This is a genomic window from Escherichia sp. Lx600-2 (genome assembly GCF_036662595.1).
Taxonomy (GTDB): domain Bacteria; phylum Pseudomonadota; class Gammaproteobacteria; order Enterobacterales; family Enterobacteriaceae; genus Escherichia; species Escherichia coli.
On the sequence record NZ_JAYQWM010000001.1, the window covers coordinates 87,577 to 110,383 of the forward strand.

Below are 22,807 nucleotides of genomic sequence, written 5' to 3' on the forward strand. Positions count from 1 at the left end.
AGGAGAAGGACAGCGTGGAAATTTACGAGAACGAAAACGACCAGGTAGAAGCGGTTAAACGCTTTTTTGCTGAAAATGGCAAAGCACTGGCTGTTGGGGTGATTTTGGGCGTTGGCGCACTGATTGGCTGGCGCTACTGGAACAGCCATCAGGTTGATTCTGCACGCTCCGCTTCTCTTGCCTATCAAAATGCGGTTACCGCAGTGAGCGAAGGCAAACCGGATAGCATCCCGGCGGCGGAAAAATTTGCTGCTGAAAATAAAAATACTTATGGTGCGCTGGCTTCTTTGGAACTTGCGCAGCAATTTGTTGACAAAAATGAACTAGAGAAAGCTGCCGCCCAGTTACAACAGGGGCTGGCAGATACGAGCGATGAAAATCTCAAAGCCGTGATAAATCTGCGTCTTGCTCGCGTTCAGGTACAGCTCAAGCAGGCTGATGCCGCGCTGAAAACCCTTGATACCATCAAAGGTGAAGGGTGGGCTGCCATTGTTGCCGACCTGCGTGGTGAAGCATTGCTGAGCAAAGGTGATAAGCAAGGTGCGCGTAGTGCATGGGAGGCAGGCGTTAAAAGCGATGTTACCCCTGCACTGAGCGAAATGATGCAGATGAAAATTAATAATTTGTCCATCTGAGAGGGACCCGATGCAATTGCGTAAATTACTGCTGCCAGGACTGCTTTCCGTTACTCTTTTAAGCGGCTGTTCGCTGTTTAACAGCGAAGAAGATGTGGTAAAGATGTCCCCATTGCCGACCGTTGAAAACCAGTTTACGCCGACCACGGTATGGAGCACCTCTGTTGGTAGCGGCATTGGCAACTTCTATTCTAATCTTCATCCGGCACTGGCGGACAACGTTGTCTATGCAGCGGACCGCGCTGGTTTAGTAAAAGCGCTGAATGCGGATGATGGCAAAGAAATCTGGTCTGTCAGCCTGGCCGAGAAAGATGGCTGGTTCTCTAAAGAGCCTGCATTACTTTCTGGCGGTGTGACCGTGTCTGGTGGACATGTCTACATTGGCAGCGAAAAGGCGCAGGTTTACGCGCTGAATACCAGCGATGGTACTGTGGCATGGCAAACTAAAGTCGCGGGTGAAGCACTTTCGCGCCCGGTGGTCAGCGACGGTCTGGTGTTAATCCACACCAGTAACGGTCAGTTACAAGCGCTGAACGAAGCTGACGGCGCTGTCAAATGGACAGTTAACCTCGATATGCCTTCGCTCTCTTTGCGTGGCGAGTCTGCGCCGGCAACGGCTTTTGGTGCGGCCGTCGTGGGGGGCGATAATGGTCGCGTCAGCGCAGTGCTGATGGAACAGGGCCAGATGATTTGGCAGCAGCGTATTTCCCAGGCGACCGGTTCTACCGAAATTGACCGTCTGAGCGATGTTGACACGACTCCCGTCGTTGTTAACGGCGTTGTTTTCGCGCTGGCCTATAATGGTAACCTGACGGCGCTTGATCTGCGCAGTGGTCAGATTATGTGGAAACGCGAACTGGGTTCGGTGAATGATTTCATCGTCGACGGCAATCGCATCTATCTGGTCGATCAAAATGACCGGGTGATGGCGTTGACCATTGATGGCGGCGTTACGCTGTGGACACAAAGCGATCTGCTGCATCGCCTGCTGACTTCTCCGGTGCTGTATAATGGCAACCTGGTGGTCGGTGACAGTGAAGGTTATTTGCACTGGATTAACGTCGAAGATGGTCGTTTCGTTGCCCAGCAAAAAGTTGATAGTTCCGGTTTCCAGACTGAACCGGTTGCCGCTGACGGCAAACTGCTGATCCAGGCAAAAGACGGAACCGTGTACTCTATTACACGTTAATCGTCTCTGTCGTTCACTTTGAAAACGGCTCCTGGACAGGGGCCGTTTTCCTGTTTTTAACAACGACGCGAATATAGCGTGCGTTGTCTGATGATTTATAAAAATGAGGCTTTAAACATGGTACCTGTGGTCGCGCTTGTCGGGCGCCCTAACGTAGGAAAATCCACGTTATTTAACCGTCTAACTCGCACCCGAGATGCGCTGGTTGCGGATTTCCCGGGTCTGACTCGTGACCGTAAGTACGGTCGTGCGGAAATTGAAGGCCGTGAGTTTATCTGTATTGATACCGGCGGGATTGATGGCACAGAAGACGGTGTAGAAACCCGCATGGCGGAACAGTCGCTGCTGGCGATTGAAGAAGCGGACGTCGTACTGTTTATGGTCGATGCGCGCGCGGGCCTGATGCCGGCAGATGAAGCTATTGCCAAGCACCTGCGCTCCCGAGAAAAACCTACCTTCCTGGTGGCAAACAAAACTGATGGTTTAGATCCAGACCAGGCAGTCGTTGATTTCTATTCGCTCGGTTTAGGCGAAATCTACCCAATTGCCGCTTCTCATGGGCGTGGCGTATTAAGTCTGCTGGAGCACGTGCTGCTGCCGTGGATGGAAGATCTCGCGCCGCAAGAAGAAGTGGACGAAGACGCAGAATACTGGGCGCAATTTGAAGCGCAAGAGAACGGCGAAGAAGAAGAGGAAGACGACTTCGACCCGCAAAGCCTGCCGATCAAACTGGCGATTGTTGGTCGTCCGAACGTTGGTAAGTCTACGCTCACTAACCGTATTCTCGGTGAAGAACGCGTTGTGGTTTACGACATGCCAGGCACGACGCGTGACAGCATCTACATTCCAATGGAACGTGACGGACGTGAGTATGTGCTCATTGACACCGCTGGCGTACGTAAACGCGGAAAAATCACCGATGCAGTAGAAAAATTCTCCGTAATCAAAACGTTGCAGGCGATTGAAGATGCCAACGTGGTGATGCTGGTGATTGATGCGCGCGAAGGTATTTCCGATCAGGATCTCTCCCTGCTGGGCTTTATTCTCAATAGTGGGCGCTCACTTGTCATTGTTGTGAACAAGTGGGATGGCCTGAGCCAGGAAGTGAAAGAGCAGGTAAAAGAGACGCTGGACTTCCGTCTGGGCTTTATCGACTTCGCTCGCGTACATTTTATCTCTGCATTGCACGGTAGCGGTGTTGGTAACCTGTTTGAATCTGTGCGTGAAGCTTATGACAGTTCCACCCGTCGTGTGGGAACGTCTATGCTGACACGTATTATGACCATGGCAGTTGAAGATCACCAGCCGCCGCTGGTACGTGGTCGTCGTGTGAAGCTGAAGTATGCTCACGCAGGTGGCTATAACCCGCCGATTGTGGTGATTCACGGTAACCAGGTAAAAGACCTGCCGGATTCCTACAAGCGTTATCTGATGAACTATTTCCGCAAGTCTCTGGATGTGATGGGGACGCCGATTCGTATTCAGTTCAAAGAAGGGGAAAACCCGTATGCGAATAAGCGTAACACCCTGACGCCGACCCAGATGCGCAAGCGTAAGCGCCTGATGAAGCATATCAAGAAAAGTAAGTAATTACTTATCTGGTTTCCCTTTCCATATGGAGAGGGAAACCCATAAAAATGTGAGGATCATTTATGGAACTCAGCTGCCCAATCTGCCAAAACCCTCTCGAACGTAATGGCGAGGCTACTCACTGCGCAACGTGTAACAAAGATTTCATAGTCCAGGCTCTTTGTCCTGACTGCCACCAACCGTTGCAGGTATTAAAAGCGTGTGGTGCGGTGGATTATTTCTGCCTGCATGGTCACGGTTTAATTTCTAAAACCCGTATTGAATTTGTCATTGTTTAATATCACTGGAATATATGATTTCATATTATATATTCCTAATATAAATATTATAATCTCTTTCCTATTAGATTAACGACTAATTAAAAATGTGTAAAGTCACATTCTTATAATTTTAAGACTATATTTAGCACTTATGACGTGCAGTTCCTGTGCTATCTGGAATACAATATTAGACATTATTTCAGAATTAAATTTTCACAGGAAAAAACATGCTGCGATGGATTCGCTATATAACGCTAATCGTTATTTCTGGTGCTGCTTATGCGGCACCGGAGATAAATATTAAGCAAAGCGAATCTTCATTACCTGATCTGGCAAGCGAAACGGCTCAACAAGAGGAACAAAGTAACAAAGGCAAATCTTTCAAGGAACGTGGTGCCAATTACGTTACCGAGTCCGCCCAGCAGGGCTTCGAGAACCTGACTCCAGAAGCTCTTGAATCCCAGGCGAGAAGCTATCTGCAAGGGCAAATCACATCATCTGCACAGTCTTATATCGAAGGTGCGCTTTCTCCTTATGGTAAAGTTCGCTCTAACCTTTCCATCGGTCAGGGTGGCGATCTGGACGGCAGTTCAATCGACTATTTTGTCCCCTGGTATGACAATCAGAGCACAGTCTATTTCAGTCAGTTTTCTGCGCAACGAAAAGAAGAACGCACGATAGGTAATATAGGTTTAGGTGTAAGACATAATTTTGATAAATGGCTTCTGGGGGGGAATATATTTTATGATTATGATTTCACCCGCGGACATCGCCGTTTAGGTTTGGGAACAGAAGCCTGGACGGATTATTTAAAATTTTCTGGTAACTATTATCATCCGCTTTCAGAGTGGAAAGATTCAAAAGATTTTGATTTCTATTTAGAACGCCCCGCACGTGGCTGGGATGTCCGGGCGGAAGCCTGGCTTCCTTCTTATCCTCAGTTGGGGAGCAAAATTGTTTTCGAGCAATATTATGGTGACGAAGTGGCGCTCTTCGGCACCGATAATTTAGAAAAAGATCCCTATGCAGTGACGCTTGGCGTGAACTATCAACCCGTTCCGTTACTGACTGTCGGGACGGATTATAAAGCAGGTACCGGAGATAACAGTGATCTTAGCGTTAACGCCACGATTAACTATCAGTTCGGTGTTCCGCTAAAAGATCAACTGAATAGCGATAACGTCAAAGCAGCTCACTCGCTGATGGGCAGCCGCCATGACTTTGTTGAGCGCAATAATTTTATTGTTCTGGAATATAAAGAAAAAGATCCTCTCGACGTTACGTTGTGGCTTAAGGCTGACGCCACCAATGAACACCCGGATTGTGTCATCAAGGACACCCCCGAAGCTGCGGTAGGGCTGGAAAAATGTAAGTGGACAATCAATGCGCTAATCAACCATCACTATAAGATTGTCGTCGCCTCGTGGCAGGCGAAAAACAACGCTGCGCGTACGCTGGTGATGCCGGTTATCAAAGAAAATACCATCACGGAAGGGAACAACAACCACTGGAATCTGGTGCTGCCAGCCTGGCAGTACAGCTCTGATCCCGCCGAACAGGAAAAACTCAATACCTGGCGCGTGCGTCTGGCGCTGGAAGATGAAAAAGGCAACCGGCAAAACTCCGGCGTGGTGGAAATCACCGTTCAGCAGGATCGCAAAATTGAACTGATCGTCAACAACATTGCGGATGTGCCGGATGAAAACAATCACAGTCATGAAGCCAGCGCTCAGGCGGATGGCGTCGATGGCGTGGTGATGGATCTCGATGTTACCGATAGCTTTGGTGATGACACCGACCGTAACGGTAATGCGCTGCCAGAAAATGGCCTGAGTCCGCAGCTTTACGATGCTCAGGATAAAAAAGTCACCCTCACCAATAAAGCCTGCTCGACCGATAACCCGTGCGTCTTTATCGCGAAGCAAGATAAAGAGAAAGGAACCGTCACCCTCTCCAGTACTTTGCCCGGCACCTTCCGCTGGAAAGCAAAGGCCGCGCCGTATGACGATAGTAACTATGTCGATGTGACTTTCCTCGGGGCGGGGGGCAATGACGTTAATGCCTTTATCTACCGTGTATCTGCGACTAAACCTGTCAACCTTATTGATAACGACAAAGAACATTTGCCGGTGGATAACGCCTACCGTTTTGTCTTATGGCGTGATGCCAACAAAGATGGCGTTTTCCAGCAGTCGGAAAAACTGACGGAAGAAGAAATGGCGCAATACGGCTATCAGTGGGAATTTACCGGGCACAGCGTCAATGGCTACACCGGTGCGCAATCGAATACCAGTAATGAAGATATTGTCATCCCTGCCACTAACGAGGAAGCGGTACAGAAATTTGGTGCCCAAAAAGAGGATGGCGTGCAGGGGTATGGATTACGTGTGGTTTACAGCAAGCACTAGATCGGCGTAATGGCCGATCGGCCAGCCGCTGGAAATTAATCAAGGAGAGAGTTGAATGAAACACTATTTAAAGCGACCGATGACTAAAGTCGCGCTGGCGCTGGCTTTAGCGGGATACTGTGCAGTGCCTGCTGCTATGGCAGAAGGGCAGGGCAACCTTAGGGCGGGTCAGTGGCAATCAGAGACAGAAACTACCGGAACGATTCAGGGTACAGTGCCGTGGATCACTCGTAGCGCGACGGAAATCACCGATGCTGATAAATCTCATGTGTCCATTACCGTTGATCGTGGCGGACGTTCTGCTTCAACCGATGGCGAGAAGCAATTTCATATTGGTGACAAGTTAACTGCAAACTGGGCCATTGGCGATACCCAAGGCGATCTTGACGACAACAACACTGCAACCAAAGCGACGCTGCAATGGATGAGCTATAGCGACCAGGCGGGGGGTGATCCGAAAGAGATCGGTACAACGGGCAGTGACACCTATACCATTGCCGCAGCGGATGCCGATCGCTACATCGGTTTGAAAATTATCCCGACCACCACGACCGGTGATCCTAACGTTGCAGAACAACTGATCCTGTTAGACCTCTCCACCAACGCGGGCGGTGGTTCTGACAGCGATGATATTCCGGAAGGTCCGGTATTTGACGATGCGGTTAAAGTTGTCATTCACGAGCAGGGTGTTAACACAAACCTGCTGGGCAAAGAAACCAAACTCAAAACCAATACCACCTATCAGGTCATGCTGTGGAAAGATAAAAACAACAACGGCTCCTACGATACGGGTGAAGAAGTTACCAACGATTACAACTACCGCTGGCGCTTTACCGGTACCAGCCTGCAACTGCATACCAACGGCGGGCTTGTCAACCCGAGCCATAACAACAGCGACCTGGTTATCCCGGTTACCAACGCCGAAGCGAAAACTGCGTTCGACTACAGCGAAGATGGCCTCACCCTTGGCGCGGATGGTGTTCAGGGCTACGGTTTGTCCATCGATTACCAGAGAAAATAATCTTTACCAGCACCATTCCCGCAAGGGAATGGTCAGATTGATGACAAAGGCAAAACTGCCTGATGTGCTTCGCTTATCAGGCCTACATGGTTCCTACAATGTATTGAATTTGCACGATTTTGTAGGTCGGACAAGGCGTTAACGCCGCATCCGGCATGAATAACGCGCACTTTGTCAACAATCTGGTCATTTCAGCAAGGGAATGGTGCTTCTCCGCACACTTTGCTTAGCCAGCGTTAAGCAAAGTGGGTTGAAGTGAAAAAATAACTTTAAACGGGCAGGTTTCAATCATGGACGGGACTTTGAAACTGATAAAAGCGATAACGGCGGTTTTTCTGCTCTTCCTCTCTTTTCAGGTTGGGGCAGTATTAAAAGGTGGCCAGTGGCAACAAACTGGCATCTCGACCGACGCAATCAATGGCACAGTGCCCGGGGCAGAGAGCGCCAGCGTACCCGTTTATCAGGGAAGCGTTCAGCTTGATCCGAGCAAAACCTACGACATTCAGGCATCTGTAAAACCCAGCGCATTCAGTGTTGATGACACAGCGGCGAGAATGATTCTGGTTAACCCTCACGATCCTGAAGGCGATCTTTTTTCTAATCCCCCCGTGCTAGGCTGGCAAAACCAGACGCCTCCTGCTGTATCTCTTGTGTGGGCGGATGCCGCGACGCCAGATACGCCGCTCAGCCCACAACCGCGCCCGGACCGCTCTTTCTGCGCGCAGAATCTGGCAGGGCGTTCTTTGGTGGCGTGGCCGCGAATCAATGAGCAGGAAGCGCTACCTTTACTCTACCTCTACACGTTAACTGGTGTGCCTAATCAGGGGACAGTGCCGTTGGCTGAACATAAAGTGACGCTGAATATTGCTCCCGCCCAGGGCGACCTGGTGACAATTAGCGCCAGTGGCTATGACGATACGTTACAAGCGGCAAAGACTACTGTCGATGGTTCAATCACCTTAACCGTAACCACCCAAGATTGTGAAGGTAATATTGCGGGCAATATCCCTTTTGTTATCAAACGAAAAGATGCTGAAAACCGCCAGGGAGTGGTGAATAACACCTCACCTGTCAATCTTGATACCACTGAACTCACCACCACAGCAACGGAGTATCGGGGCACGACTAATGCTGATGGCGCAGCTACCGTCACGGTGACGCAGCCCAATGGTCCAGGTGTCAAAACGCCGCTGGTGGTCAGCCTTTCTGGCATCTCGCAAACCAGTGAAACGGCGGTGATATTTACTGTACTCACCAGCCCGGATGCCCCGCAGGCCAATATGTGGGGCCATATGGCGGAAACCCTGACGGCCATGAATTACACCTTTAGTCGTCCGAAATTGGCGGCGGAAGTTGATAACGAAGATGGCAGCGTGAATGATCACGGTGAAACCTGGTCGACCTTCACCTGGAGTGGCGCAGATAACCACTGCGATATTTTGCCTGGCATGCGCCAGTTTGGCGCGCTGGCTACGGTGATCCCTAACTCTATTCAGGAGACCGCCGGTTGGCCGATGCAGGGTGATTATTACTGGTCATCTCTGGCAGGAAGTACCGGGCAGCACCACGCGGCTGATGTGTCTAACCGCAGCGAAGCGCAAAAACCAGACAGTACAAAGTATATCGTGAGCTGTGTGGATAAAGCAGAACCCGATGTTGAGCCAGAGTTGGTGCTCACGCCCAGTAACTTTGATGAAAGTATAAATGCCGCGAAGGCAGAGGTCGGTGACAGCACTACGATACGCCTGACCATTACCGATAAAAAAAATAACAATCAGCCGCTGGCTTATTACTACTTCTCGCTGCATCTCGATGACGGCGTTAACCGCAAAAATCAAACCGACCCGGCGTGGGAAGCGCATCCGGTACAAATTTCCGGCGGCACCAACCTGCAAAAGGTAGATGATCATAATTATGAGGGAATGACCGACGTCAATGGTCAGGCAACTCTGCTGCTGACGCAGCCTGACGGCGCAGGCGTTAAAACGCATATTACGGCGAAAATGCGCAGTAATTTCACTGCTGAAGATGCCAAAGATGTGGTCTTTACGGTGGTGACCAGTCCGGACAGCGAATATGCGCGGATGTGGGGCCACATGCACGGCATCATTGATGCTGGCAGTTTATATAAACGACCGCTGCTGGCGGCTGAAACCACGCATGAAATAGGCACAGTACGGGAAAATAACGAAGACTGGGCGTTATTCGATCAAAATACCAGTATGCAGGCAGAATGCGGCACGGGGCATATACCGCGTGAGATCTCACTGGAAAGTCTGTATTCGGCTTACCCTGGCAATATCATCGGGACTGAGTATGGCTGGCCAACCGCAGTAAAGGACTATTTAACTGCCGCGGAGCAGACAACGCATTCATCGGTAAACCTCGGAACAGGGAACGTCGACAGTTATAGCGGTTTTAAACAAAACTATCTCTCGTGCTCTGGTAATGAGATGGTGGCGAAGGTTGAAGTGACAACCGATCGTGATACTACCTCGGGCAGCCTGGCACGGGCGAAAGTCGGTGAACAAATCACCATGACGGTGCGCACAGTTAATGCTCTGAATGGCGAGCGGGTGCCGTTCACGGCTTTTACTATTACCAAAGATATCAGTCTTGACCGTGAAGAAAGCGCAACCGGGTTTACCGATCCCAGTAACGGCGCAATAACCCTGAATGGGACGCAGTACGGTACCTCACAATTCTCAATGGTTTACTCCGGTATTACAGACGCACAGGGGCAGGCAACCGTTGTTGTTGAGCAGCCACAAGGCGTTGGCTTAAGAACGCGACTTGTTGTCACGCCTCCTAATTCAGTTTTGCCGAACACTATTAACTATTATGTGATCTTTACCGTTCCCACCAGCCCGGATGTGATGGGAGCGAGAATGTGGGGGCACATGGACGACACGATAACCGTTGACTCCACGACCTTTAATCGCCCGAAATTATTGTTGGAAGTGAGTAATGGCAAAGACTCGCGTGAGGAAAATAACGAAAAATGGGTGATCGTCGCACAGGCCGATATCGAAAACACGTCGGCGGGCGGGTGTGAAACCCGGAAAGTACCGCGTCAAACACAACTGACTGCGTTGTACAATGCGAACAGTAATAACAGGATCCTAACCAATCACGGCTGGCCTACGGTATTTAAAGAGTACTGGAGCAGCACGCCGATTGATAAAGTCCCGCACCTTGCCTCAGTCTGGCTGAATAATGGCAATGTTCAGAATACGGGCAATGATCGGGTATATATGAGTTGCCTGAAGGACGCCAACCCACCTGCCAGCACCATTACGCTGGAAGTCGTGGATCAGGCACAGTGGAATAGCACGCTTAATGCGGCAAAACTGAAAAAAGGCGAAACGTTACAAGTGAAAGTCACGGTGAAAGATACAGCGGGCAACCCTATGCCGGGAATGCCGTTTACCCTGAAACGTGGCGATGGCTATACCCGAAATAATGAAAGACATGTCGCAGGTAGTGACAATATTGTCTCGCCAGTAGTGGTTGATGCAGGAATGTCCGATGAAGCGTCATTGAATGACTCTGCCACCGCATACGCCGCGTTAACCGACGCTGACGGCAGCAAAATTCTGACCATCACTCGCCCGGAGACCCATGGCACCAAAACAGCGATCACTGCAGCGCTCTATTCTGATCCAACGATAAATGCATCGATAGATACCATTTTCACCGTACCCACCAGCCCGGATACAGACAAGGCGAAAATGTGGGGACACATGCCGGAAACGCTGACGGCGGGCGGGCTGACCTTTAAACGTCCGTTACTGTTTGCCGAGCTGGCGGTGACTAAAAAGCGTAAATCCCAGGACGAAGAGAACGAAACCTGGGCGCTGTTTACCGTGGCGCAGGCTGCAGATGCCAGTAATAATGGCTGTGGTGCGGAATACATCCCTACTCAGGATGCGCTGGTCACCCTTTCCAGCAGTTGGCAGGGCCATGCCATTGACGGCTGGCCAGTGCAAAAAACATACGACTCCAGCACCCCGGATAAAAACAGTATCGGCGATCGTAAATATCTGTTTGTAGATATCAGTAACGGCAGCAGCAAAGGCCTGGCGTCAACCGAAATGGGGTATTTAACCTGCCAGACTACCGCGAATCCTCCGGTGAACTCGATTGAGTTGACATCAATGCAAACCGCGAAATATGACAATGTTGATGCGGTGAAAGTGCGAACCGATTACAGCGATACCGGAGACACTATCACCCTGAAGGTGACCACGAAAGATGCTGCGGGCAATCCGATGGGGTATGTGCCGTTTACGTTAAACCACGGCACCACGGTACCGCGTACGAAGAGTACGGCTAATACACAGAAGATCACCAATCAGACAAAACTCATTTATGTTCGGGATAGCTACAATAACTCCAACGGTTATTTTAATGATGGTCAGAAGTTCTACAGCATGACCGGGCCTGACGGCACGTTAACGTTTACCATTTATCAAAATTATCAGGGGATAGGTGGACGTATTCCACTAACGGCGACCATTGATGACGGTAGTGGAAGAACATCAACTGAGTTGAGTGCGATTTTTACCACCATTACCAGCCCGGATACGCCGTTAGCTAATTTCTGGGGCCATATGCCGGAAACCTTTACCAGTAGCGCGGGCGTCAAGTTCAGGCGACCACAGTTGAAGGCCGAGTTGTCCGGGACCGCGTCCTTTAACATCAACAATGAAGACTGGGCGCGACCAGATGCAACGAACAAAGCGAACAGTTCGATCTCAGGCTGCACTTCGCCTTATCAACCCTTCAGTAGCGAGCTAATGGGGCTTTACAACGACCATCCAAATGGTGCGCTGGAAACTGATTTGGGGCTGCCTCTTAACGCAGGTAATTACTGGTGGGCGTACGATCAAACTGTTTCAAGTTCAACATGGTATAACCAGGTGCTTAATCTGATGGACGGTGCTATCCGCAACGAAAGCACAACATCGACGGCGGGCAATTTAATGCTCTGCCTGGTTGACCCGCACACTGAGGCAACGAAGATTGAGTTGACCTCTACGTTGCTGAATGCGGACAAAACAGGCATCAACGACAACCGTCCGACCGCATGGGCGAAGAAGGGCGAATCAATACCGTTAACCATCAAGGTCACGGATGATGCGGGCAGACCTGCCGCCTATGAAAGCGTCACGTTGTCGCGTGCGACAGCACAAGTGCGCACTACGAGTGATTTCAAAAGCTCGACAGCAGATGATCTACTGCTACAGTTCCTGACGCCGGTTGCGCAAGCCAATTACAAATTTGCAGATGATAACGCCAGTTGGAACGGGGTTACGGACGGTAATGGCATCATCACGTTAACCGCTACGCAGGATAATACCTGGGGACTGGTAACACCGTTTACGGCGACGCTTGCACGTGACACAGGGGTAAAGTCAGATCTCGACCTGATGTATACCGTAGTAACAAGCCCGGATACGCCCAAAGCCAATTTCTGGGGACATATGCCAGAAACGGTAAGCTCAGCAGACGGAACGCAGTTTGAGCGGATGAAACTGTGGACCGAAATGGGGGCAACCAGCGGTGGCGGTTATTCGCTCACTAAAGTGAATATAAATAATGAAAGCTGGCCTGCGCCATATATTACCCAGCGATATTTGCCGGAGCTTACCCCTTGTGAAAGCGCACGATATCCATCGTTGGATGAGCTTCAATCTTTATACAACCGCTATCCGAATGGCTCTATCGTCAATGAGATTGGCTGGCCGGTGAAACAGAATAGCTATGTGTGGTGGACAAATGCAGATTGTCCTGCGGGCGCGAATTCTTGTGAATCATTTGACTTCAATACAGGTCAAATTGTTACTGTATCTAAAAGCCGCGCCTTCCAGGCGTGCCTGGTGCACCCTCACTCAACGGTTTCTACCGTCACCCTGACGTCAACGGCATTTGACTCCACCACTCAGGCGGCGAAAGTGAAGAAGGGCGAGGCAATGCCAGTCACCGTGACGGTGAAAGACAGCGCCGGGAAACCTGTGCCAAATGTGGCGTTTACTCTGCGACGTGGTGATGCCTCTCCGCGTAATAGTGGGGCGACGCTATATGGCGATGTGGCGGCTATGGATGATATTACCATCCAGCCATCATCGGGGGCGGCTACCCTATTAGCGGTTAGTGGGAACGAGATCAGTGGCGTGACGGGGGCAGACGGCACGGCAAACTTTACTGTTCGTCAGGACAATACGCCGGGTTATAAAACGCCGCTGACGGTAACGCTGGATAAATACCCAACAGTGACTGCAATGATGGACACTATTTTCACCGTATTGACCAGCCCAAATGTATCTTCTGCTCACTTCTGGGGGCATATGGCAGACACGGCAGTGGTGAATGGAAAAACATTACATCGACCGATACTGACAACTGAATTACCGTCCGGGGCCAATCCCGTATCCTCACCGATTATTAACTACGAAAACTGGGCTTCTGCGCATATTACTGATGCCAGCAAATGGGATATCTCGAAGCAGTGTGGAAATATAGAAAATGCACCGACATACAATGAGTTAGAGACATTGTATGCTGTGTTTAATTCGCTGGGATGGCCAGCTTCGCCAAGTTTCCCTTACTTGTCCTCTCAACGGTGTGGGATGGACGAGAGCACTGGCACAGAGGATTGTAGTATCACGTTAGCCAATAAACCTGGTCTGGTTACTTGTTTCCAGTGACGAGGGGAGCGCATTTGGCGTAGCCTGGGCGCTATTGCCTAATGCGATGCTGGCGCCTCTTTTCCGGCCTACGTGTTAGCGGCTTTTTTGCGCGGTTTGCGGTTTTTTGTTACGGCGCTGACTTCACTAATCACCACGCCATCACCTAACCGCGTGGTCAGCGAATCGCCCACTTTCACCTGCTTAACCTGCTTCAACACTGTGCCATCGGTTGTACTGGTGACACTATAACCACGCGCCAGCGTCGAAAGAGGGCTAACTGCTTCGAGGTGCGTTACTGCATTACCGAAACGTTCACGCGTGGCGCTAAGCTGTGCGCGCAGGGTTTCTGCTAAACGATATTCCAGTTGCTGAATGCGCGTTTGCGCGCGATGAATCTTCGGCTGTGGATTTTGCTGATTCAGCCGCTGTGTTAATCGCTGCTGCTGTTGCCCGGCACGCTTAAGCTGATTTTCCAGCGCAAAGCTCATCCGTTTTTGCAGGCGTTCAAGCATGGTTTGCTGGCGTGCCAGCCGGAGCTGCGGATGCTGTTGCTGCAAGCGATGATGAATCTGCGTAAAGCGACGCGTACGGTTGGCGAGATAATAATCCATCGCCATCTCCAGCCGTTGACGGGCCGATTGCACCTGGCGCAGTAACTCTTGCTGATTACGGCTCACTACTTCAGCGGCGGCAGACGGCGTTGGCGCACGCAGATCGGCAACAAAATCGGCAATCGTCACATCCGTCTCATGCCCGACGGCGCTGACGACCGGAATGCGGCTGGCAAAAATCGCCCGCGCTACGCGTTCGTCGTTAAAACTCCATAAATCTTCCAGCGAACCGCCGCCGCGCCCAACGATCAACACGTCGCACTCATTGCGCTGATTCGCCAGTTCAATAGCGCGAACAATTTGCCCTGGCGCGTCATCGCCCTGAACGGCGGTGGGGTAGATGATCACCGGCAGAGAAGGATCGCGACGTTTTAACACATGCAAAATATCATGTAGCGCAGCACCGGTTTTTGAGGTGATCACACCAACGCAATGCGCAGGGGAGGGAAGTGGTTTTTTGTATTGCAGATCGAACAATCCTTCAGCCTGCAACTTCGCTTTGAGCTGTTCGTACTTCTGTTGCAGCAGCCCTTCACCGGCCGGCTGCATACTCTCAACGATTATCTGGTAGTCGCCGCGCGGCTCGTAGAGCGTAATATTGGCGCGAACTAAAACTTGTTGCCCATGCTGTGGGCGGAAGGTCACCCGGCGGTTGCTGTTGCGGAACATCGCGCAGCGTACCTGGGCGGTGTCGTCTTTGAGTGTAAAGTACCAGTGACCGGAAGCCGGTTGTGTGAAATTAGAGATTTCGCCGCTGATCCAAACCTGTCCCATCTCATGCTCAAGCAGCAGACGAACCGTTTGATTCAGGCGACTAACGGTAAAAATTGCAGGGGATTGAGAAGGTAACATGTGAGCGAGATCAAATTCTAAATCAGCAGGTTATTCAGTCGATAGTAACCCGCCCTTCGGGGATAGCAAGCATTTTTTGCAAAAAGGGGTAGATGCAATCGGTTACGCTCTGTATAATGCCGCGGCAATATTTATTAACCACTCTGGTCGAGATATTGCCCATGCTACGTATCGCTAAAGAAGCTCTGACGTTTGACGACGTTCTCCTCGTTCCTGCTCATTCTACCGTTCTGCCGAATACTGCTGACCTCAGCACCCAGCTGACGAAAACTATTCGTCTGAATATCCCTATGCTTTCCGCAGCAATGGATACCGTAACGGAAGCGCGCCTGGCTATTGCTCTGGCTCAGGAAGGCGGTATCGGCTTTATCCACAAAAACATGTCCATTGAACGCCAGGCAGAAGAAGTTCGCCGTGTGAAAAAACACGAATCTGGTGTGGTGACTGATCCGCAGACTGTTCTGCCAACCACGACGCTGCGCGAAGTGAAAGAACTGACCGAGCGTAACGGTTTTGCGGGCTATCCGGTCGTTACCGAAGAAAACGAACTGGTGGGTATTATCACCGGTCGTGACGTGCGTTTTGTTACCGACCTGAACCAGCCGGTTAGCGTTTACATGACGCCGAAAGAGCGTCTGGTCACCGTGCGTGAAGGTGAAGCCCGTGAAGTGGTGCTGGCAAAAATGCACGAAAAACGCGTTGAAAAAGCGCTGGTGGTTGATGACGAATTCCACCTGATCGGCATGATCACCGTGAAAGATTTCCAGAAAGCGGAACGTAAACCGAACGCCTGTAAAGACGAGCAAGGCCGTCTGCGTGTTGGTGCTGCAGTTGGCGCAGGTGCGGGTAACGAAGAGCGTGTTGACGCGCTGGTTGCCGCTGGCGTTGACGTTCTGCTGATCGACTCCTCCCACGGTCACTCAGAAGGCGTTTTGCAGCGTATCCGTGAAACCCGTGCTAAATATCCGGATCTGCAAATCATCGGCGGCAACGTGGCAACAGCTGCAGGTGCACGCGCTCTGGCAGAAGCTGGTTGCAGCGCGGTTAAAGTCGGTATCGGCCCTGGCTCTATCTGTACGACTCGTATCGTGACTGGCGTAGGTGTTCCGCAGATCACTGCCGTTGCTGACGCAGTTGAAGCGCTGGAAGGCACCGGCATTCCGGTTATCGCTGACGGCGGTATCCGTTTCTCTGGCGACATCGCCAAAGCTATCGCCGCTGGCGCAAGCGCGGTAATGGTGGGTTCCATGCTGGCAGGTACTGAAGAATCTCCGGGTGAAATTGAACTCTACCAGGGCCGTTCTTACAAATCTTACCGTGGGATGGGCTCTCTGGGCGCGATGTCCAAAGGTTCCTCTGACCGTTATTTCCAGAGCGATAACGCTGCCGACAAACTGGTGCCGGAAGGTATCGAAGGTCGCGTAGCTTATAAAGGTCGCCTGAAAGAGATCATTCACCAGCAGATGGGCGGCCTGCGCTCCTGTATGGGTTTGACCGGCTGTGGTACTATCGACGAACTGCGTACTAAAGCGGAGTTTGTACGTATCAGCGGTGCGGGCATTCAGGAAAGCCACGTTCACGACGTGACCATTACTAAAGAGTCCCCGAACTACCGTCTGGGCTCCTGATTCTCTTCGCCCGACTTCATGTCGGGCGATTTATATTATCTGTTTCACTTGCCTCGGAATAAGCGTCAATGACGGAAAACATTCATAAGCATCGCATCCTCATTCTGGACTTCGGTTCTCAGTACACTCAACTGGTTGCGCGCCGCGTGCGTGAGCTGGGTGTTTACTGCGAACTGTGGGCGTGGGATGTGACAGAAGCACAAATTCGTGACTTCAATCCAAGCGGCATTATTCTTTCCGGCGGCCCGGAAAGTACTACTGAAGAAAACAGCCCGCGTGCGCCGCAGTATGTCTTTGAAGCAGGCGTACCGGTATTCGGCGTTTGCTATGGCATGCAGACCATGGCAATGCAGTTGGGCGGTCACGTTGAAGCCTCTAACGAACGTGAATTTGGCTACGCGCAGGTTGAAGTCGTAAACGACAGCGCACTGGTTCGCGGTATCGAAGATGCGCTGACCGCAGACGGTAAACCGCTGCTCGATGTCTGGATGAGCCACGGCGATAAAGTTACCGCTATCCCGTCCGACTTCATCACCGTAGCCAGCACCGAAAGCTGCCCGTTTGCCATTATGGCTAACGAAGAAAAACGCTTCTATGGCGTACAGTTCCACCCGGAAGTGACTCACACCCGCCAGGGTATGCGCATGCTGGAGCGTTTTGTGCGTGATATCTGCCAGTGTGAAGCCCTGTGGACGCCAGCGAAAATTATCGACGATGCTGTAGCTCGCATCCGCGAGCAGGTAGGCGACGATAAAGTTATCCTCGGCCTCTCTGGTGGTGTGGATTCCTCCGTAACCGCAATGCTGCTGCACCGCGCTATCGGTAAAAACCTGACTTGCGTATTCGTCGACAACGGCCTGCTGCGTCTCAACGAAGCAGAGCAGGTTCTGGATATGTTTGGCGATCACTTTGGTCTGAACATTGTTCACGTTCCGGCAGAAGATCGCTTCCTGTCAGCGCTGGCTGGCGAAAACGATCCGGAAGCAAAACGTAAAATCATCGGTCGCGTTTTCGTTGAAGTATTCGATGAAGAAGCGCTGAAACTGGAAGACGTGAAGTGGCTGGCACAGGGCACCATCTACCCTGACGTTATCGAATCTGCGGCGTCTGCAACCGGTAAAGCACACGTCATCAAATCTCACCACAACGTGGGCGGCCTGCCGAAAGAGATGAAGATGGGCCTGGTTGAACCGCTGAAAGAGCTGTTCAAAGACGAAGTGCGTAAGATTGGTCTGGAGCTGGGCCTGCCGTACGACATGCTCTACCGTCACCCGTTCCCGGGACCGGGCCTCGGCGTTCGTGTACTGGGCGAAGTGAAGAAAGAGTACTGTGACCTGCTGCGCCGTGCTGATGCCATCTTCATTGAAGAGCTGCGTAAAGCGGATCTGTACGACAAAGTCAGCCAGGCGTTCACTGTCTTCCTGCCGGTACGTTCTGTTGGCGTAATGGGCGATGGTCGTAAATACGACTGGGTTGTCTCTCTGCGTGCTGTCGAAACCATCGACTTCATGACCGCACACTGGGCGCACCTGCCGTACGATTTCCTCGGTCGCGTTTCCAACCGCATTATCAATGAAGTGAACGGTATTTCCCGCGTGGTGTATGACATCAGCGGCAAGCCGCCAGCTACCATTGAGTGGGAATGATTTGACCCTGCACTATGAATGAACAAAACCCTCTGTTACTACAGAGGGTTTTTTATACTCACGAATCATAGGATTGAAGTTAGTAACATCGATTAATTAAACCAGCTGTCCGATTTGTTCTCTTCTGCTTTGCCCACGCTTTTCATCAGATCGCGACCGCCTTCAGTCATATTTCTGTTGGCGTCAGCTTCAGATTGCACCACATCGGTTTGCGCAGCTTTGTGCTTCAGTTCCTGATCGATAAATTCGTTTTCTCGCTTAACGCGGGCTTCTTCTTTTGCCAGCGCCAGTTTTTGTTTCTGAATCTCTAAGCTGCGTAGCTCATCTTCATAACTTTGATCGCGTTTTTTGTCCGCAGTGGCTTCGGCGTCCAGTTTATCCTGACGAGCTTTCTTATTTGCCGCTGCCGTTGCCGCTCTTTTGTTAGCGGCGGCCTGGGCATTTGCGCGACGTTGCTTCTCTTGCTGGATTTCCCTGTTGCGCTCCGCGACCCATTCGTCATGCTGCCTTTGCTCTTCATTTTTACCTTGCTGTTCCGCTTCTGCGACAGCAGAGAGTTGATCCTGCAATGATGAGGCGATAGCCGGATAGCTTAAGGAGGCTAAGATGGCGCAAAGAAAAACTTTCTTCATGACTCCTCCTGATTATTAGCTCTTTTCAGGACATTTGGTATTTGGCTGAATACGCGTTTCGTTATACGTCGTGGTAATAACAACGGCTAAACCTGTCGTAAACTGGCACTCTTTACCCACCTGAGTAGAGGTATACACTTTGGTGCCTTCCTTATACGTTAAAGAAACACCTTCCACTAAGGTTTTATCATTCACCATAGAACCCGCTGCCGCGCCTACAGCTCCGCCGCCAACTGCACCTGCCGTCGTTCCGGAATTGCTGCCAGACCCGACGTTGTGGCCGATAACACCGCCAGCGACTGCGCCAATAAGCGCGCCGAAGGCTTGTGCGTTCCGTTTATTTTGGGAGTTGTCTACGGCAACTTTTGCGGGAAGAATGGAAATAATATTAACGGTTTTAGTTTCTTGTTTGGTATTCAGTTGATCGGTTTGATAAACATCGGCGGCATGATCGTCAGCATTTGACTGGCATCCTGCAAGAGTGAATGACGCTAACATTGCCACAGGCAGAAGACATTTTTTAAATTTCATCACTATTCCTTGTTATACACATTACGAAAAATAAGACATTTAAGATCATCAAAAGAGGAAAGTAAATGTATTGCGTATAAAGGGATAGATTAAATTTATTAAAATTCACGCAGGGAATAATTTATAAAAATATATCATTACAACATATATATTAATTTTATATTTATTTCGCAGCCAAACAGGATAAACATCAGTCAGGACAAAGACGTAAAATTTAAGATGAAAGAATATCTGCCGCTTTGATAATCCCAAAGAGCAAAAGCATCCGACAGCGAAGTGCCGTTATGTTCTGTGAAAGTGGAGAAGGTAACCGCTAACGTTGTACCGGTGATTCGACGGAGAGTGTGGATTGCTGAGCTTCTTTTTTGCTCTGATGGTGCTGCCAGGCACCGACGGACGAGTAGATAAAACGGCCAAAGAAGAAGATAAAGCTGATGAGCAGTACGATACGGGTCATGCGACTGTTAAATCGGTGTCGTTTTCGCATACTGGTTGCCTGACTCACAAAAGGTTCCTTGAAGTATGTCCCACGCTGTGGACGGTACTTACATTAAGGCACAACAGGACAAAATGGTCAATTCTTCGTTATGTAAAAAAGCGTCAGTGGATACATATTTTAATGTTATGGAAGTTAATTTAATTATTTACAATGATGATGTAATAATGATGAATTAACATGATAAACGTAATAATTCATTAATCAGGGTTATTTTGTTTGATATATATCAATTGGAACTTTCATATGACACTTAGAATCAATGCTCTCTATAGTGATGAATAATCATCATTCGAAGTCAGGTGGGATGCCTGTCTGAATACACCTCCTTCAGGATGTGGGGGATTCTGCTGAGCATCTATGAAACTGAATGCAACTTATATAAAAATACGTGATAAATGGTGGGGGCTTCCGCTGTTCCTGCCTTCTTTAATCTTGCCCATTTTCGCCCACATTAATACTTTCGCGCATATTTCTTCCGGTGAGGTTTTTCTCTTTTATCTGCCTTTGGCACTGATGATCAGCATGATGATGTTTTTCAGCTGGGCGGCATTGCCAGGGATCGCCTTAGGGATTTTTGTCCGCAAATATGCAGAGCTGGGTTTTTACGAAACGCTCTCATTAACGGCTAATTTTATTATCATTATCATTCTCTGTTGGGGCGGTTACAGGGTCTTTACTCCCCGGCGTAACAACGTTTCACATGGTGATACCCGTTTAATTTCCCAGCGTATATTCTGGCAGATTGTGTTTCCTGCAACGCTGTTTCTGATACTTTTCCAGTTTGCTGCGTTTGTAGGATTACTGGCGAGCAGAGAAAATCTGGTCGGCGTCATGCCTTTTAACCTCGGGACCTTAATCAATTATCAGGCCTTACTGGTGGGCAATCTGATTGGTGTCCCGCTGTGCTACTTCATCATTCGGGTAGTTCGAAATCCGTTTTATTTACGTAGTTATTATTCGCAATTAAAACAGCAGGTTGATGTCAAAGTCACCAAAAAAGAGTTCGCACTCTGGCTACTGGCATTAGGTGCTTTACTGTTGCTGTTATGCATGCCGTTAAATGAAAAAAGCACAATTTTTAGCACCAATTATACCTTGTCATTATTGCTGCCCCTGATGATGTGGGGAGCGATGCGCTATGGTTATAAGCTGATTTCACTGCTCTGGGCGGTCGTGTTGATGATCAGCATCCACAGCTATCAAAATTACATTCCCATTTATCCTGGCTATACCACGCAGCTGACCATAACCTCCTCAAGTTATCTGGTATTCTCTTTTATTGTCAATTATATGGCTGTACTGGCAACCCGTCAGAGAGCGGTAGTCAGACGCATTCAACGGCTTGCGTATGTGGACCCGGTGGTTCATCTGCCAAATGTTCGCGCCCTGAATCGTGCGTTGCGTGATGCCCCCTGGTCTGCGCTTTGTTATTTACGCATCCCTGGCATGGAAATGCTGGTTAAAAACTATGGCATCATGCTGCGGATTCAATACAAGCAAAAACTTTCTCACTGGCTGTCACCATTGCTGGAACCGGGTGAAGATGTTTATCAGCTTTCGGGTAACGATCTCGCGCTGCGACTGAATACAGAATCGCACCAGGAGCGCATTACCGCACTGGATAGCCATCTCAAGCAATTTCGTTTCTTTTGGGATGGCATGCCGATGCAACCGCAGATTGGCGTCAGTTACTGCTATGTGCGCTCGCCAGTGAATCATATCTACCTGCTGCTGGGAGAGCTAAATACGGTCGCCGAACTTTCCATCGTGACCAACGCCCCGGAAAATATGCAGCGTCGCGGGGCAATGTATTTGCAACGCGAATTGAAAGATAAAGTCGCGATGATGAATCGACTACAGCAGGCGCTGGAACACAACCATTTTTTCCTGATGGCCCAGCCGATTACAGGTATGCGTGGTGATGTTTACCATGAAATTCTTCTGCGCATGAAAGGTGAGAATGATGAACTGATCAGCCCCGATAGCTTCTTGCCGGTCGCGCACGAATTTGGTTTATCGTCGAGTATCGACATGTGGGTCATTGAGCATACGCTGCAATTTATGGCTGAAAACAGAGCGAAGATGCCCGCTCACCGTTTTGCTATTAATCTGTCTCCAACCTCGGTATGTCAGGCTCGTTTTCCTGTTGAAGTCAGTCAGTTGCTGGCTAAATATCAGATTGAAGCGTGGCAACTTATTTTTGAAGTCACCGAAAGTAATGCTCTGACCAATGTTAAGCAGGCGCAAATCACCTTGCAGCATCTTCAGGAATTAGGCTGCCAGATTGCGATTGATGATTTCGGCACCGGCTACGCCAGCTATGCGCGGCTTAAAAATGTGAATGCCGATCTGCTTAAAATTGACGGCAGTTTTATCCGCAATATTGTGTCAAATAGTCTGGATTATCAGATAGTGGCATCGATTTGCCACCTGGCGCGAATGAAGAAAATGCTGGTAGTGGCAGAGTACGTTGAAAACGAAGAGATCCGCGAGGCAGTGCTCTCTTTGGGGATCGATTATATGCAGGGTTATCTTATTGGTAAGCCGCAACCGTTAATTGATACGCTGAATGAAATCGAACCCATTCGCGAAAGTGCCTGAATAATGCGGGCC

Annotated in this window: 15 protein-coding genes; 11 read left to right on the top strand and 4 right to left on the bottom strand. The window is 50.0% G+C overall.

Going from position 1 to position 22,807, the window contains the following annotated elements; genetic code table 11:
• The first annotated feature begins 14 nt into the window (after positions 1–14).
• From yfgM to OQV04_RS00445, 7 genes are all read left to right on the top strand, one after another.
• Positions 15–635 carry an ancillary SecYEG translocon subunit YfgM gene (gene yfgM, locus OQV04_RS00415; RefSeq protein WP_000409205.1) on the top strand — a complete coding sequence of 207 codons (621 nt, stop codon included), beginning with the start codon at positions 15–17 and terminating at the stop codon, positions 633–635.
• Between the two features lie 10 nt (positions 636–645).
• The gene (gene bamB / locus OQV04_RS00420) at positions 646–1,824 is read left to right on the top strand and encodes an outer membrane protein assembly factor BamB (RefSeq protein ID WP_021577800.1); all 1,179 of its coding nucleotides are present in this window, start codon (positions 646–648) and stop codon (positions 1,822–1,824) included.
• Positions 1,825–1,941: 117 nt separating this feature from the next.
• Positions 1,942–3,414 (top strand): ribosome biogenesis GTPase Der, encoded by a 1,473-nt coding sequence (der, locus tag OQV04_RS00425; protein ID WP_032281443.1) that lies wholly within the window; start codon positions 1,942–1,944, stop codon positions 3,412–3,414.
• 62 nt (positions 3,415–3,476) lie between these two features.
• Positions 3,477–3,692: a zinc ribbon domain-containing protein gene (locus tag OQV04_RS00430; protein ID WP_032281428.1), complete on the top strand. Its 216-nt coding sequence runs from the start codon at positions 3,477–3,479 to the stop codon at positions 3,690–3,692.
• Positions 3,693–3,901: 209 nt separating this feature from the next.
• The gene (gene sinH / locus OQV04_RS00435) at positions 3,902–6,082 is read left to right on the top strand and encodes an intimin-like inverse autotransporter SinH (protein ID WP_097713995.1); all 2,181 of its coding nucleotides are present in this window, start codon (positions 3,902–3,904) and stop codon (positions 6,080–6,082) included.
• A gap of 55 nt (positions 6,083–6,137) precedes the next feature.
• Positions 6,138–7,103, top strand: a complete 966-nt coding sequence (locus OQV04_RS00440; RefSeq protein WP_274446509.1) for a SinI family autotransporter-associated protein — start codon at positions 6,138–6,140, stop codon at positions 7,101–7,103.
• A gap of 290 nt (positions 7,104–7,393) precedes the next feature.
• Positions 7,394–13,813, top strand: coding sequence for an adhesion domain-containing protein (locus OQV04_RS00445; RefSeq protein ID WP_032288260.1), 6,420 nt, complete (start codon positions 7,394–7,396; stop codon positions 13,811–13,813).
• 68 nt (positions 13,814–13,881) lie between these two features.
• Here OQV04_RS00445 and xseA read toward each other — a convergent pair whose 3' ends face one another.
• Entirely contained in the window at positions 13,882–15,258 is a 1,377-nt protein-coding gene (xseA, locus tag OQV04_RS00450; protein WP_032281424.1) for an exodeoxyribonuclease VII large subunit, read from the bottom strand.
• Positions 15,259–15,419: 161 nt separating this feature from the next.
• On the opposite strand from xseA, the gene guaB reads away from it, so the two are divergent.
• Together guaB and guaA are read left to right on the top strand one after the other, a co-directional pair.
• Entirely contained in the window at positions 15,420–16,886 is a 1,467-nt protein-coding gene (gene guaB, locus OQV04_RS00455) for an IMP dehydrogenase (RefSeq protein ID WP_001299507.1), read from the top strand.
• 68 nt (positions 16,887–16,954) lie between these two features.
• On the top strand, positions 16,955–18,532 hold the full coding sequence (gene guaA, locus OQV04_RS00460; protein ID WP_000138270.1) for a glutamine-hydrolyzing GMP synthase: 1,578 nt from the start codon (positions 16,955–16,957) through the stop codon (positions 18,530–18,532).
• A 92-nt stretch (positions 18,533–18,624) separates the two neighbouring features.
• Here guaA and OQV04_RS00465 read toward each other — a convergent pair whose 3' ends face one another.
• From OQV04_RS00465 to OQV04_RS00475, 3 genes are all read right to left on the bottom strand, one after another.
• Positions 18,625–19,164, bottom strand: a complete 540-nt coding sequence (locus OQV04_RS00465; protein ID WP_000755178.1) for a DUF5384 family protein — start codon at positions 19,162–19,164, stop codon at positions 18,625–18,627.
• A 15-nt stretch (positions 19,165–19,179) separates the two neighbouring features.
• The gene (locus tag OQV04_RS00470; protein ID WP_001295476.1) at positions 19,180–19,698 is read right to left on the bottom strand and encodes a glycine zipper 2TM domain-containing protein; all 519 of its coding nucleotides are present in this window, start codon (positions 19,696–19,698) and stop codon (positions 19,180–19,182) included.
• A 310-nt stretch (positions 19,699–20,008) separates the two neighbouring features.
• Complete coding sequence (locus OQV04_RS00475) at positions 20,009–20,200, bottom strand: YfgG family protein (RefSeq protein WP_000076001.1); 192 nt, start codon at positions 20,198–20,200, stop codon at positions 20,009–20,011.
• 17 nt (positions 20,201–20,217) lie between these two features.
• On the opposite strand from OQV04_RS00475, the gene OQV04_RS00480 reads away from it, so the two are divergent.
• Positions 20,218–20,370 carry a hypothetical protein gene (locus OQV04_RS00480; protein WP_000017552.1) on the top strand — a complete coding sequence of 51 codons (153 nt, stop codon included), beginning with the start codon at positions 20,218–20,220 and terminating at the stop codon, positions 20,368–20,370.
• Positions 20,371–20,551: 181 nt separating this feature from the next.
• A complete protein-coding gene (gene pdeF, locus OQV04_RS00485; RefSeq protein WP_032281423.1) occupies positions 20,552–22,795 on the top strand; it encodes a cyclic-guanylate-specific phosphodiesterase PdeF in 2,244 nt (747 codons plus the stop codon).
• The last annotated feature ends 12 nt before the right edge of the window (positions 22,796–22,807 follow it).

Coding starts and splice junctions, on each gene's coding strand:
- bamB (WP_021577800.1), top strand. CDS start 646: ATGCAATTGCGTAAATTACTGCTGCCAGGACTGCTTTCCGTTACTCTT.
- der (WP_032281443.1), top strand. CDS start 1,942: ATGGTACCTGTGGTCGCGCTTGTCGGGCGCCCTAACGTAGGAAAATCC.
- OQV04_RS00430 (WP_032281428.1), top strand. CDS start 3,477: ATGGAACTCAGCTGCCCAATCTGCCAAAACCCTCTCGAACGTAATGGC.
- sinH (WP_097713995.1), top strand. CDS start 3,902: ATGCTGCGATGGATTCGCTATATAACGCTAATCGTTATTTCTGGTGCT.
- OQV04_RS00440 (WP_274446509.1), top strand. CDS start 6,138: ATGAAACACTATTTAAAGCGACCGATGACTAAAGTCGCGCTGGCGCTG.
- OQV04_RS00445 (WP_032288260.1), top strand. CDS start 7,394: ATGGACGGGACTTTGAAACTGATAAAAGCGATAACGGCGGTTTTTCTG.
- xseA (WP_032281424.1), bottom strand. CDS start 15,258: ATGTTACCTTCTCAATCCCCTGCAATTTTTACCGTTAGTCGCCTGAAT.
- guaB (WP_001299507.1), top strand. CDS start 15,420: ATGCTACGTATCGCTAAAGAAGCTCTGACGTTTGACGACGTTCTCCTC.
- guaA (WP_000138270.1), top strand. CDS start 16,955: ATGACGGAAAACATTCATAAGCATCGCATCCTCATTCTGGACTTCGGT.
- OQV04_RS00465 (WP_000755178.1), bottom strand. CDS start 19,164: ATGAAGAAAGTTTTTCTTTGCGCCATCTTAGCCTCCTTAAGCTATCCG.
- OQV04_RS00480 (WP_000017552.1), top strand. CDS start 20,218: ATGTCCCACGCTGTGGACGGTACTTACATTAAGGCACAACAGGACAAA.
- pdeF (WP_032281423.1), top strand. CDS start 20,552: ATGAAACTGAATGCAACTTATATAAAAATACGTGATAAATGGTGGGGG.